15 protein-coding genes and 1 tRNA gene are annotated in these 12,641 nt (G+C 69.1%); 11 read left to right on the forward strand and 5 right to left on the reverse strand.

Annotation, left to right across the window (positions count from 1 at the left end; genetic code table 11):
- A partial coding sequence (locus tag AU196_RS16215; protein WP_197415812.1) for an MspA family porin occupies nucleotides 1-123 on the forward strand: 123 nt, incomplete at its 5' end.
- A 54-nt stretch (nucleotides 124-177) separates the two neighbouring features.
- On the opposite strand, the gene mscL is transcribed toward AU196_RS16215, so the two are convergent.
- The 4 genes from mscL to AU196_RS16235 form a co-directional block, all read right to left on the reverse strand.
- Nucleotides 178-633 carry a large-conductance mechanosensitive channel protein MscL gene (mscL, locus tag AU196_RS16220; RefSeq protein ID WP_059096115.1) on the reverse strand — a complete coding sequence of 152 codons (456 nt, stop codon included), beginning with the start codon at nucleotides 631-633 and terminating at the stop codon, nucleotides 178-180.
- A 65-nt stretch (nucleotides 634-698) separates the two neighbouring features.
- Nucleotides 699-1,355, reverse strand: a complete 657-nt coding sequence (locus AU196_RS16225) for an SAF domain-containing protein (protein ID WP_059096116.1) — start codon at nucleotides 1,353-1,355, stop codon at nucleotides 699-701.
- Between the two features lie 68 nt (nucleotides 1,356-1,423).
- Nucleotides 1,424-1,747 (reverse strand): FmdB family zinc ribbon protein, encoded by a 324-nt coding sequence (locus AU196_RS16230; RefSeq protein WP_059096117.1) that lies wholly within the window; start codon nucleotides 1,745-1,747, stop codon nucleotides 1,424-1,426.
- A 66-nt stretch (nucleotides 1,748-1,813) separates the two neighbouring features.
- Nucleotides 1,814-2,407 carry a 5-formyltetrahydrofolate cyclo-ligase gene (locus AU196_RS16235; protein ID WP_059096118.1) on the reverse strand — a complete coding sequence of 198 codons (594 nt, stop codon included), beginning with the start codon at nucleotides 2,405-2,407 and terminating at the stop codon, nucleotides 1,814-1,816.
- Between the two features lie 83 nt (nucleotides 2,408-2,490).
- Here AU196_RS16235 and AU196_RS16240 point away from each other — a divergent pair, with 83 nt between their 5' ends.
- From AU196_RS16240 to AU196_RS16275, 8 genes are all read left to right on the forward strand, one after another.
- Nucleotides 2,491-3,402, forward strand: a complete 912-nt coding sequence (locus tag AU196_RS16240) for a UTP--glucose-1-phosphate uridylyltransferase (protein WP_059096119.1) — start codon at nucleotides 2,491-2,493, stop codon at nucleotides 3,400-3,402.
- Between the two features lie 42 nt (nucleotides 3,403-3,444).
- Entirely contained in the window at nucleotides 3,445-4,704 is a 1,260-nt protein-coding gene (glp, locus tag AU196_RS16245) for a molybdotransferase-like divisome protein Glp (protein WP_059096120.1), read from the forward strand.
- A 21-nt stretch (nucleotides 4,705-4,725) separates the two neighbouring features.
- Nucleotides 4,726-5,379: a GNAT family N-acetyltransferase gene (locus AU196_RS16250; protein WP_059096121.1), complete on the forward strand. Its 654-nt coding sequence runs from the start codon at nucleotides 4,726-4,728 to the stop codon at nucleotides 5,377-5,379.
- Between the two features lie 135 nt (nucleotides 5,380-5,514).
- Complete coding sequence (sepX, locus tag AU196_RS16255) at nucleotides 5,515-6,546, forward strand: divisome protein SepX/GlpR (protein WP_059096122.1); 1,032 nt, start codon at nucleotides 5,515-5,517, stop codon at nucleotides 6,544-6,546.
- A gap of 50 nt (nucleotides 6,547-6,596) precedes the next feature.
- Nucleotides 6,597-6,672 (forward strand) — tRNA-Ala (locus AU196_RS16260).
- A gap of 200 nt (nucleotides 6,673-6,872) precedes the next feature.
- Complete coding sequence (locus AU196_RS16265; RefSeq protein ID WP_059096123.1) at nucleotides 6,873-7,250, forward strand: hypothetical protein; 378 nt, start codon at nucleotides 6,873-6,875, stop codon at nucleotides 7,248-7,250.
- 126 nt (nucleotides 7,251-7,376) lie between these two features.
- Nucleotides 7,377-8,375, forward strand: a complete 999-nt coding sequence (pat, locus tag AU196_RS16270; RefSeq protein ID WP_059096124.1) for an acetyltransferase Pat — start codon at nucleotides 7,377-7,379, stop codon at nucleotides 8,373-8,375.
- Nucleotides 8,375-9,199: a shikimate 5-dehydrogenase gene (locus AU196_RS16275; RefSeq protein ID WP_059096125.1), complete on the forward strand. Its 825-nt coding sequence runs from the start codon at nucleotides 8,375-8,377 to the stop codon at nucleotides 9,197-9,199. The genes pat and AU196_RS16275 overlap by 1 nt, the downstream gene beginning before the upstream one ends.
- Before the next feature lie 4 nt (nucleotides 9,200-9,203).
- Here AU196_RS16275 and lpqN read toward each other — a convergent pair whose 3' ends face one another.
- The gene (lpqN, locus tag AU196_RS16280; RefSeq protein WP_059096126.1) at nucleotides 9,204-9,905 is read right to left on the reverse strand and encodes an envelope biogenesis lipoprotein LpqN; all 702 of its coding nucleotides are present in this window, start codon (nucleotides 9,903-9,905) and stop codon (nucleotides 9,204-9,206) included.
- 556 nt (nucleotides 9,906-10,461) lie between these two features.
- Here lpqN and AU196_RS16285 point away from each other — a divergent pair.
- Complete coding sequence (locus tag AU196_RS16285; protein ID WP_231737614.1) at nucleotides 10,462-11,925, forward strand: PE-PPE domain-containing protein; 1,464 nt, start codon at nucleotides 10,462-10,464, stop codon at nucleotides 11,923-11,925.
- A 35-nt stretch (nucleotides 11,926-11,960) separates the two neighbouring features.
- A complete protein-coding gene (locus AU196_RS16290; protein ID WP_059096128.1) occupies nucleotides 11,961-12,614 on the forward strand; it encodes a DUF5642 family protein in 654 nt (217 codons plus the stop codon).
- Nucleotides 12,615-12,641: the final 27 nt, after the last annotated feature.

The raw sequence follows: 12,641 nt of genomic DNA on the forward strand, positions 1-12,641 counted from the left end.
TCGAACGCGCACGGCACGGTGACCGGTGCGGCCGGTGGTGTGCTGCTGCGTCCGTACGCCCGGTTGATCGCCTCCACCGGTGACAGCGTCACCACCTACGGCGAACCGTGGAACATGAACTGACGTCTGTACGACAGCGAACAGCCCCCGCCGCGGCGGGGGCTGTTTCGTTGCTGCTCAACGTCTGTCGGCGCTGGTGGTCTCGGCGGTGTCGGGGGTGGGCCCGGTCCCGGGCCCGGTGACCTGTCGCGGCGTGCCGCTGGTGTCGGCCAGTATGTTGCGGATCTCGGTGAGCAGGCTCAACTCAGTGTCCTGGGCCTGCTCGACCTTGCCCCGCTCGCGCAGCTTCTTGTAAGGCAGGATGATCAGGAAGTACACCACCGCCGCGATCAGCAGGAAGTTGATGATCGCCGAGAGCAGCACGTTCAGGTCGATGGTCTGACCGCCGCCGATGTTGATCCGCAGGATTCCGTAGTCCGCCTCACCGCCCGCTCCGATGCGGCTGATCAGCGGTTCGATCACGCTGTCGGTGAACGCCGTGACCAGCCCGGTGAACGCGGTGCCGATGACCACCGCGGTCGACAGGTCGATGATGTTCCCGCGGGCGAGGAACTCCTTGAAGCCTTTCAACATGCGTAGGACCCCCAGTTCAAGAGTGGATGGCTGATAGTGCGCAACGCTAGCCCTCGCGCTCCGGTTTAGTGGAAAGTCAGGGTGACCGCCTGCGTCAGCGACGCACCCGCCACCTCGTTGGCCGCCTGCACCGGCAGCGCCACCAGAACCGCGCGTTCGCCGGCCGCGCCTGCGCCCTGCCTCTTCTCCGACACCAGCACGACCACTGCGCGGGTGGCGACCACGCGGGGCGCCGGATCCGCGCCGGTGTCGGAGATCGGCGCCGCCAGAACGTCCACCACATCGCCTGTTCTCACCAGGTCGACCAGCGCGCCGTCGGCCAACTGCAGTGACACGATCCGGGCGTTCGGCCCGGCGGCGGCCTCGGCGATCCGCGGGCCGAGCACCCGGACGTCGGTGAGCACCTCGCCGCGGCGGGTGGGTCCGGCAACCGTCGATCCGATGACCGAGGACGGGTCGGCGGCGGCGCCGTCGGGAACGGTCGGCAGTGGGCGGCGCTCCAGGCGCAGATGTGTCCGGGTCAGTTCCGTACCGGGTGTGAGATCAGTCGCCGCGACGACAACGTCGACGTGATCGCCGTCGGGATCGGAGCGCACGGCCGCCACCGCGGCGAGCAGCACCAGTGCCGCCGCGGCGATGCGACGCGCGGGCACCGTGCGGCTCCAGTCCGGCCGCAGGCCGGCCAGCCGCGCAAGCGGTGTCGGGTCGAGTGATTCCCCCATGCCGCCAAACTAGGCAGCGAGGGCCCGGCGCGCGCGGATTCGGCGCCGGCCTGTGGATAACCTCCGGGTCAGCTGGAGGCGGCCGCGGCGGGGGCGGAACTGGTCGACGACGAACTCGACGAGGAATCGCCCGACGAGGTCGAGCTGGACTTCTCGGAGGAACTCGTCGACTCCGAGGTGCTCTTGGCCGAGCCGTTGCTCGACGACTTCGTGGCCTCGCGGCTGTCGGTGCGGTAGAAACCGCTGCCCTTGAACACGACGCCCACCTTGCCGAAGAGCTTGCGGAGCCGGCCGCTGCACTGGGGGCATTCGGTCAGCGCATCGTCGCTGAACGCCTGCACCGCATCGAACCGGTTGTCGCATTCGGTGCATGCATAGGAATAGGTAGGCACGAAAACCTCCGAGGTCGTCAAACTTGTTAGCACTCTACCGGCTCAAGTGCTAGAACCGCTACGCGGTCACTGTGATTCCCGCAGAGCGACCAGACCACACCCCGGCGTCAGCGCGTGCGTCATCCGCACGTCGTGGGCTTCGGCGGGCACCCGTGCGACGAGTTCCTCGTCACGCACCACCGCCACCAGCAGCGCCGCCGGCCTCGCCCATCCGAGCGAGCGGTCGTAGAATCCGGCCCCGCGCCCCAGGCGCATCCCGGAGCGGTCCACCGCCAGGGCCGGGATCAAGACCACATCGGCGTCGGCCACCGCATCGGCCGCCCGCCACGGCGCCGCCGGTTCCCGCAGACCGAACGGCGCGTCGACCAGGCGGCCCGGGCGGTACTCACCCCACCGCAGCGGCGTCGGGGCGCCGGCCTCGTCGTGCCGCGCGACCGGCAGCAGGACCCGCGTGCCGCGCGCCAGGAGTTCGTCCAGCAAGGCGAGCGATCCCGGCTCGGAGCCGATCGGCACGTAAGCGCACACGGTTCGCCCGGGCGCGGCGATTTCAGCAAGGTGCGCGGCGAGCGCCGCCGCCTCCCGTTCGTGCGCCTCCGGCGTCACTTTGCGGCGCGCTCGCAGCACCTGCGCGCGCATCTCGGCCTTGGTCGGCGACGTCACGCCTCCACCATGACATCCCGCCCACGGAATCCAGGTGTCGCCATAACGGGTTTAACCTGCGCCCAACGGTTAATCTGTCTGCGATGAGCCGGCCAGAAGTACCCATTCCGTATACCGCCGTCGTGCCCGCCGCGGGCCTTGGCACCCGTTTCCTTCCTGCCACCAAGACCGTGCCCAAGGAATTGCTGCCGGTGGTGGACACCCCCGGAATCGAACTGGTGGCCGCCGAGGCCGCCGAGGCGGGCGCCGAGCGGCTCGTCATCATCACCTCCGAGGGTAAGGACGGCGTCGTCGCGCACTTCGTCGAGGATCTGGTGCTCGAGGGAACGCTCGAGGCCCGCGGTAAGAAGACGATGCTCGAGAAGGTCCGTCGCGCACCCGCGCTGATCAAGGTGGAGTCGGTGGTGCAGGCCGAACCGCTCGGCCTCGGTCATGCCGTCAGTTGCGTCGAGCCCTCGCTGTCCGACGACGAGGATGCGATCGCGGTGCTGTTGCCCGACGACCTCGTGCTGCCGACCGGTGTGCTGGAGACGATGTCGAAGGTGCGCGCCAAACGCGGCGGGTCGGTGCTGTGCGCGATCGAGGTGCCGACGGAGAAGATCAGCGCCTACGGCGTCTTCGACGTCGAAGAGGTGCCCGACGCCGCGAATCCCAACGTCCTGCGCGTCAAGGGGATGGTCGAGAAACCCAAGGCCGAGGACGCGCCGTCGCCCTACGCCGCCGCCGGCCGCTATGTACTCGACCGCGCCATCTTCGATGCACTGCGCCGGGTGACGCGCGGTGCGGGCAACGAGATCCAGCTGACCGACGCGATCGCACTGCTGATCGACGAGGGTCATCCGGTCCACGTAGTGGTGCACCGGGGGACCCGACACGACCTGGGAAATCCCGGCGGCTACCTGAAGGCTGCGGTTGACTTTGCGTTGGAACGCGACGACTACGGCCCCGAGCTGCGGCAGTGGTTGGTCGAGCGATTGGGCCTGACCGAGGACTGAGAACTGCGCGACAGGCCCGACTGAGGTGGAGAAAGGCGTGTTGTGCGTTCGGTTGAGGAGCAGCAGGCTCGGATAGCGGCCGCCGCGGTGGCGCCGCGGCCGGTACGGGTCGCCATCGCCGAAGCCCAGGGCCTGATGTGCGCCGAAGAGGTGGTCACCGAGCGGCCGATGCCCGGCTTCGACCAGGCCGCGATCGACGGTTACGCGGTGCGCAGCGTGGACGTCCTGGGCGTCGGCGGCGGTGTGGGGGCCGACGACCACGACGGCCGCGATGTCAGCCTGCCCGTGATGGCGATGATCGAGGCGGGGGCGCGGACCCCGAGCCGGTTGCAGCCCCGGCAGGCCGCGCGGGTGCAGACCGGCGCGCCGATGCCGACGCTTGCCGATGCGGTGCTGCCGCTGCGGTGGACCGACGGCGGCGCGAACCGGGTGCGGGTGCTGCGCGGGGTGCGGTCCGGCGCGTACGTGCGCCGTGCCGGCGACGACGTGCAGCCCGGTGACGTGGCGGTGCGCGCGGGCACGATCGTGGGCGCCGCGCAGGTGGGACTGCTGGCGGCCGTCGGACGTGAGCGGGTACTGGTCCACCCGCGGCCGCGGCTGTCGGTGATGAGTGTCGGCGGCGAGCTGGTCGACATCTCACGCACCCCGGGCAACGGCCAGGTCTACGACGTGAACTCGTACGCGCTGGCCGCCGCGGGACGCGATGCCGGTGCGGAGGTGAACCGGGTCGGGATCATCGACACCGATCCCGTCCGGCTGCGCGAAGTCGTCGAGGGTCAGCTCAATCGCGCCGAGATCGTCGTGATCGCCGGGGCCGTCGGCGGTGCGGCGGCGGAGTCGGTGCGCACGGTGCTCTCGGAGCTGGGCGAGATGGAGGTCTCCCGGATCGCGATGCACCCCGGTTCGGTGCAGGGCTTCGGACAGTTGGGCCGGGACCGGGTGCCGGTGTTCCTGTTGCCCGCGAACCCGGTCAGTGCGCTGGTGGTCTTCGAGGTCATGGTGCGGCCGTTGATCCGGTTGTCGTTGGGCAAGCGGGCGCCGATGCGCCGCATCGTCGAGGCCCGCGCCCTGTCGCCGATCACCTCGGTGTCGGGCCGCAAGGGATACCTGCGTGGTCAGCTCATGCGTGACCAGGACACCGGCGAATACCTCGTCCAGGCCCTCGGCGGCGCCCCCGGCGCCTCGTCGCACCTGCTCGCCACGCTGGCCGAGGCAAACTGTCTGGTGATCGTGCCGACGGACGTCGACGAGGTCCGAACCGGTGAGACCGTGGACGTCGCCTTCCTGGCGCAACGCGGCTGAGCGCCGCTGATCTGAGTCGAGGTGAACCTGCTGCGGTCCAGTTCTCTCCATCCCGGATGGCCGATGCCGGTGGGCCCGTTGCGGGTGCCTGCCGGGGTGGTGCGACTGCGTCCGGTTCGGCTGCGCGACGCCGCGCAGTGGAGCCGTATCCGGCTGGCCGACCGCGCGCACCTCGAACCATGGGAACCGGTGACAGGAGTCGATTGGCAAGTGCGGCACTCGTTTTCGTCGTGGCCGTCGGTGTGTTCGACGCTCCGATCGGAGGCCCGCAAAGGACGGATGCTGCCGTATGTCATCGAGGTCGACGGGTATTTCGCCGGGCAGTTGACCATCGGCAACGTCACCCACGGCGCACTGCGCTCGGCGTGGATCGGCTACTGGGTGGCCAGTGAGCGCATCGGCGGGGGAGTGGCGACCGCGGCACTCGCACTCGGGGTGGACCACTGTTTCGGGCCGGTGATGCTGCACCGGGTCGAGGCGACCGTGCGACCGGAGAACGCGCCGAGCCGCCGGGTGCTGGCAAAGGTCGGCTTCCGCGAGGAGGGGCTGCTCAAACGCTACCTCGACGTCGACGGCGGATGGCGCGACCACCTGCTGGTGGCGATCACCGTCGAGGAGCTCAGCGGGTCGGCGTCGTCGACGCTGGTGCGTTCAGGTCGCGCCGACTGGGCCTGACGGCTGTTACTGATGTGACACGTGTGACTAGTGGTGCTTGTCACAAGCGAATTACAGGTGTGTAATTGTCTCGGCGCGTCGACCCCAGGTGCGCTGGTCAACCGACCTAGCCTGTAGGGGAAAGGAGCAGGCGCAATGCCAAGCATCCCCCAATCTCTGCTGTGGATCTCGCTCGTGGTGCTCTGGCTCTTCGTGCTGGTGCCCATGCTGGTGAGCAAGCGCGATGCCGTCCGGCGCACGAGCGACGTCGCGCTGGCCACCCGCGTGTTGAACTCAGGGCAGAGCGCTCGACTGCTCCGCCGGTCCGGTCCGGCCGCCGGCCACCACTCCGACCCGGACTGGCGCCCCTCCGCCGACGAACTCGAGGACGAACCGCTCGACGACGAGCGTGAGGGCGCCGTGGTCCTCGCCGCCGCGCCGCGGCGCGACGCCGAACCCGACTACCTCGACGTCGACATCGTGGAAGAGGACTCCGGTGCGCTACCCGTCGGGTCCGCGGCCGACGAACCGCTCGAAGACGTCCTGCCGACCAAGGCCGCGGTCGAGGTCGTGGACGACTTCGAGGACGATCCCGAGGCCGAGGATGAGGCCGAGGACGAATCCGGCGGTCTCGCAGAGGATTCGGACCACACCGAACACGCCGACGACGGCACCGAAGACGAGTACGAGTACGTGCCCGACTCGTCGGGGATCGAGACCGCCCCGGAGCCCGAGCAGGCCGACGACACGATCGGTGCGGCCCGCAGACGGCGCTACGAGTCGAAGACCGCCGAGGCCGTCAGCGCCCGCAAGTTCCGGTTCCGCAAGCGGATGGTGACCTCGATGGCGGTCGCGCTGCTGGCGTCGGCCGTGCTCGCCTACCTCGTCGCGCCGTGGGCGTGGTGGTTGTGCGGGGCGGTGGGTGCTGTGACCGTCCTCTACCTCGGTTACCTGCGCAGGCAGACCCGCATCGAGGAGCAGGTGCGGCGCAGGCGCGCTCAGCGCATTCGCCGCTCCCGGTTGGGTGTGGAGAACACCGACGACCCGGAACTGGACGTGGTGCCCGCCCGCCTGCGCAGGCCAGGCGCGGCGGTGCTGGAGATCGACGACGAGGACCCGATCTTCGAACACCTCGACGAGGTGGCCTTCGCCCGGCACTTCGACCTGCCCAGGGCCGCCGGGCAGTAGGTCGGTTTCGACCGGTGCGCGACGGCTGGTAGCCTTTCGTTCCGGTATCAGGGGCTATGGCGCAGTTGGTAGCGCGACTCGTTCGCATCGAGTAGGTCAGGGGTTCGATTCCCCTTAGCTCCACCAGTCAGACGCAGGGTCGGCCCCGGGCGCCTGTTCTCCTTCCCGCCACACCGATGTCGATTCGATGCCGGAAACCTGCCCCGAAAATTCACAGAATCTGATACGTCCGTGCAGGTGCGGGGTATGACCTTCCCTGATAATCTTCGTCAGCGCGCTTGAGTGAACAGTCCCGGGACCTGATCCCGCAGAGAAAGGGGAGGCAGATGGCCGAACACGCCGAAGCCCTCGTCCGCAGAACCAAGAAGCTGGGCATCCTGGGATTCGGTGCGGTCGCCGTCACCGGAGCCTTCCTGGCGTTCGGAGCCGGTACGGCCGGCGCCGACGTGGAGGACGTCGAGGGTGACCCCGCGGCGCCGTCCGCATTCCCCGTCGCCGAAGACGGCATCCGCGTCGCCGATCCCGGTGTGGTGAACGCCGGTCCATCCGAGGTGCGCGCGGCCGACGTCAACGCGCCGCTGCCGCCGGCCGGTGGCGAGTCGAAGGATTCGCTGCGCGCCGTGCCCTCCATCACCGGTGGTATCGGCTCGTACATCGACTTCGGTCCGTTCGGTGGCGCCGGCGCCCCGATCTGGGATTGGTAACCCCCGGCTCAGTCTGACGACCAGCGCCCGGTTCCGTGTCGACGGAACCGGGCGCTTCTCGTTGTGCGCAAGACGTCACTGACCTTTCCTTGTCGGCCCCGGCGCGTGCGCCGTAGCCTCGGACCCATGGCCGGTGCGACTGCCGCCCGCGCGGACGATCTCGCGGAACTGGACTTCTTCGCCGGCTGCTCCCCTCAGAACCTGGAGCCTTTGGCGGCACAGCTGCGCCCGTTGACCGCCGCGCCGGGCGAGATCCTCATGCGCCAGGGCGAACACGCGGTGTCGTTCCTGTTGATCTGCTCCGGCCGGGTTCAGGTGAGCCACACCGGCGCGGAGGGCCTGCACGCCGTCGTCGACGTCCACCACGGCATGATCGTCGGCGAGATCGCGCTGATGCGCGAGACCCCCCGCACCGCCACCGTCATCGCCCTCGACGAGGTGACCGGGTGGGTCGGCGCCCACGAAGCCTTCGCCACCATGCTCGAAGTGCCGAACATGATGGCCAAACTCGTCCGCCTCGCCCGTCAGCGGCTCGCGGCATTCGTCGCCCCCATCCCTATCGTGGTGCGCGACGGAACCGAGCTGTTCATCCGTCCGGTGCTGCCCGGGGACAACGAACGCACCATCAACGGCCCGGTCGAGTTCTCGAGCGAGACGCTCTACCGACGGTTCCAGTCGGCCCGTAAGCCCACGCCCCGGCTGATGGCCTACCTGTTCGAGGTCGACTACGCCGACCACTTCGTCTGGGTGATGACCGACGGCGCCGACGGCCCGGTGGTCGCCGACGCCCGGTTCGTCCGCGACGAGGGCGATCCCGCGACCGCCGAGGTGGCGTTCACGGTGGGCGACGACTACCAGGGCCGGGGCATCGGCACGGTCCTGATGTACGCACTCGTCGTCGCGGCGAGCTATGACGGCGTTCGCCAATTCACCGCCCGGGTGCTGACCGACAACTACGCGATGCGCCGGATTCTCGACCGGTTCGGCGCGCAGTGGCACCGGGACGATCTCGGCGTGGTCACCACCACCGTCGACGTGCCCGATCCCGCCACGTTGCCCTTCCCGCCGGAACTGACCGCCCAGATCCGCGACGTCACCCGTCAGGTTATCCGGGCCGTCGGCTGATGGCACGGCCGCCGCTGACCAAGGACACCCGGCTGTGCATCTCGCTGGCCGGCCGCCCGAGCAACATCGGCACCCGGTTCCACAACCACCTCTACGAGGTGCTCGGGCTGGATTTCCTCTACAAGGCGTTCACCACCACCGACATCGGTGCGGCCATCGGTGGGGTGCGCGCGCTCGGCATCCGGGGCTGCTCGGTGTCGATGCCGTTCAAACAGGACGTGCTCGCCCTCGTCGACGAGGTCGAGCCGTCCGCACGGATCATCAACGCCGTCAACACGATTGTGAACGACGACGGGAGGTTGACCGCCTCCAACACCGACTACCTCGCCGTGCAGCGACTCATCGACGACCACGCCCTGGACCCCGGGCAGTCCGTGCTGATCCGGGGCAGCGGTGGGATGGCGTCGGCGGTCGGCGCGGCGTTCCGCGACCGCGGGTTCGCCTCCGGAACGCTGGTGGCGCGCAACGAGACCACCGGCCGTGCCCTCGCGGAACGGCTCGGCTACGACTACGCCGCCGACGTGGGACCGCGCACCGCCGAGGTGATCGTCAACGTCACACCCATCGGGATGGCCGGCGGTCCCGAAGAGCGGCAACAGGCGTTCGACGCCGACACGATCGTCAAGGCCCACACCGTGTTCGACGTCGTCGCGACGCCCGCCGAGACCCCGTTGATCCGCGCCGCCCGCGAGGCCGGCGTCGGCGTGATCACCGGTGCGGAGGTGGTGGCCCTGCAGGCCGCCGAGCAGTTCGAGCGCTACACGGGTGTGCGGCCGACCCCGGAGCAGGTCGCAGAGGCGTCGGCGGTGTCCCGGCGGGGCTGACCGGTCAGGCGGTGATCGTCGTCTGCTCGTCGATCGCGGCCGTCGCGTCCATCAGCGGGCCGATCTGGTCTTCGAGCCCGTCGGCGTTGATCTGCAGAACGTAGAGCCCGCCGTCACCCGGGATGACCACGGTCTTCTGCGCGATCATGCGCTTGGCGCCGTCGCGGGTGTACGCGCCCCCGATCTGGTACGCGGCGAACCCGCCGAGCTCACTCGGGTTGCCGTCGCCCAGGTTCTCGTAGCCGGGCAGGTTCTTGATCTCGTTGGGGGCGTATTCGAGGATCTTCGCCGGGTCGGCGTCACCGGTGAGCTTCGACATCAGCGCGACGATCGTCGGCGGGTCCTCGGCCATCGCCGGGTCGGTGAACACCATTGCGCTGTAGGCCCATTCGGGTGCGCGATCGCCGGCGTCCTGCCACCCCGGTGGCAGCGGCAGGCTCACGTCCGGCGCGCCGGGGGCGCCGCGCTTGACCGGTGCCTCTTCGATCTTGTTGTCGCGGATGTAGTCCACGATCGTGTAGGCAGGCCCCTGCTGCTCCGGTGCGGTGGTCTCCGCGGCGGCCGGCGTCTCCGGCGCGCTGGTCGACGTTTCCTCGGCGGCGCTCGGCTGCTCGGAGGATGACGAGTCGGACCCGCATCCGGCCAGGGTGATGCCGAGCGCGACGGCGAGGGCCGCGACGCCGCCCACCCGCAGTGACGTTGCCATGGCGGTCTCCTCCTCGATCGAGAAAAGTCGGAATGAGCCTACGGTCCGGATGCGCCCGGCAGAGGGTGAAACGCCGCCGGGAACCGTCGGAGTGGCGCGATGTCTCTGCTGTCCACGCAGCGCAAGGGTCTCCGGGTTTGTGCAGTACGGACGGGTTCGGACCGGCAGTGATTCTTCTTCTCGGCAATGAGTTTCATTCCGCGTGCAAATTGTTTCTCAGGTTTGCCAGCTTCGCAGCATTTTGTGTAGTCAACAACCGGTAATTCCTTTGGAAACCATCTCAGAATAGATGGCCGGAGAATCTCGACTGGTTCGCTTCCACCCGGCAAAATTGCTGTGAACTGCTGGTGAGGTGGAAATACCGGTTGTCTGCCGATGCGGCAGTTACCCAAAAACCCCTCCCGGTGAATCTGGGGATATCGGAGGGGTCTTTTTCATGCGTGTTTCTGTCGGTTCGCTACTGACGGTTGTCACCGCCATCGCCGGTGCTGTACTCCTGGCATTCTCAGGAATGCTCACAGGAATTGTTCAGCTTCTGGCGACGACGGCCTTGATCATGGGCGGAACGGACCACCCGCTGTCCACGCCGCCGGACAGCATCGCCTTCGTGGACGGCTATATGGACGACGCCGTCGACAACTACATCGACCCCGATCCGGAGACCGACCCGTCCATCAACAAGGTCGCGGTCATCACGCCCGAGCAGTTCTTCCCCGCGTTCGGCACCATGACGTTCGACGATTCCGTGGAGCAGGGCCGCGACAACCTCAACGACTGCGTGGCCGGAACCTCGTGTGAGTACAACGACAGTCCCGCGCTCGGGTCGCAGGCGCCGGAGGAGGGCGACACCTTCATCATCTTCGGCTACTCCCAGAGCGCCGTCATCGCCTCGCTGGTCAAACGCGATCTCATGGAGCTGCCCGCCGCCGAAGCGCCCGATGCGTCGTTCGTGCTCGTCTCCAACGCGATGCGGCCCAACGGCGGCATCCTCGCGCGTGGTTTCGAGGGCATGACCATCCCGCTTCTCGGCGTCACCTTCCACGGCCCGACGCCCACCGACTCGTGTGAGGACAACGGGCCCTGTTACCGCACGGTCGACGTCGCCCAGCAGTACGACTTCATGGGCGGCGACGCCCCCGTGGCCCCGCTCAACGTCGTGGCGATGGCGAACTCGCTGGCGGCGTACTACTACCTGCACGGTGCGGTTCCGTCGAAGTCCCTCGACGACCCGAACGTCATCTACCAGGGCGAGTACGGCGATACCGACTACTACCTGATCCCGGCCGAGCGGCTGCCGCTGCTCATGCCGTTCGAGCAGGCCGGTGTCCCCTCGCCCATCCTGGCCGTTCTGGATGCGCCGCTGCGGGTCATCGTCGAAGCCGGCTACGACCGCGAGAGCAGCCCGGGCGAGCACGTGCAGTTCCGAATCCTGCCCATCGGCGACCCGTTCGACTTCCTGGTGAACCTCGCCCGGTCGGTTCCCGTCGGCATCGACGACGGGCTGCAGGAGGCCGGGATCGGCCGAGCACTGGGAACCGAGGACGTCTTCCGGCCGTACGGCGTGGGCGGTGAGGACCTGCCTCAGCCTGGCGACACCGCTCTCGCCGCCTCCAGTGCCGCCGACGACGACACGGCCCGCAATGCCGCGGTGCCCGCGGAGCAGGTCGGGTCGCAGGCTCCCGCCGGACCGGCTGCGAGTGGACCGGTCGACGGCACCCCGACCAATCGGGAAGCCGACGAGACGGGCACGCCGAGTGGCGATCCGGTTGTGCCGGCTGCCGAACCGGTCAAGGAACGACGGCTCTCATCGCTGATCCGCGGGCTGCCCGAGCGGGACGAAGCCGCCGCGCCGAAGCCGTCGATCCGCCTGCCGGGCGAGCGTCTGGTGCGGCGCGTGGTCGAGAGTGTGACGGGACCGCGCACCCAGCAGTCCGACGACTCGGAGGGTGACGCCGGCGGCGGGACGGACGCGGCGGGCAGCGATCCGGGCGGGGCCGGGAACGACCCGGGCACAACCTGACCGAAGTGCGGCGCACGTTGTGATATCAACGCGACGTGCGCCGCTTCGCGGTCGTTGTGGCCGTCGCCGTCAGTGTCTCGTCGTGCGGTCAACCGCCGCCTCCGCCACCCGCCCCGTCAGCCACTGAAGCGGCCGGTCCCATCGACCCGTCGCGGATGAACCGCGCCCGCTACGAACTGCCGCCGGGCTACGAGGTGTCCGATCTGCAGGGGCGGGTCGCACCGCTCGCGCAGTGGGGATACGGCCCCAACTGGTCGGCGGATCCACCGCAGTGCGGTGCGCTCGCCGAGCCCCCGGTCGATCCGGCCACGGTCCGCGGCTTCTCGGCTTCCGGTGACGGCGGCATCGTGTACGCGGTGGCGGCGGACGGGGCGATGCCGGTCGACCCCGTACTGCTCGACGAGTGCGGTCAGTGGACTCTGGCGGCCGGACCCACGAGCGGTGCCGTCCGCGGCACCGATCCGCCGCCGGTGCCCGGCGTCGCCGGCTTCGGAATGGTCGCCGACACCGTCACGGTCGTCGAGGGCGGAACGGAAACCCGTTCGCACGCAGAGACATTCGTAGCCGCCGAGGGCGAACGCCTGGTGTACGTAACCGTCGTGACCGACCCCGGATCGCCGAGCCCCGCGCTCGACGGCGAATTCGCCGCGGATCTGCTGACCCGGACCGTGGCGGCGTTGAGGGGTTGAACGCCGGCGGCCCGGTACATTGGCGGC

It is taken from the genome of Mycobacterium sp. IS-1742, from assembly GCF_001500125.1.
In the GTDB taxonomy this organism is placed as follows: domain Bacteria; phylum Actinomycetota; class Actinomycetes; order Mycobacteriales; family Mycobacteriaceae; genus Mycobacterium.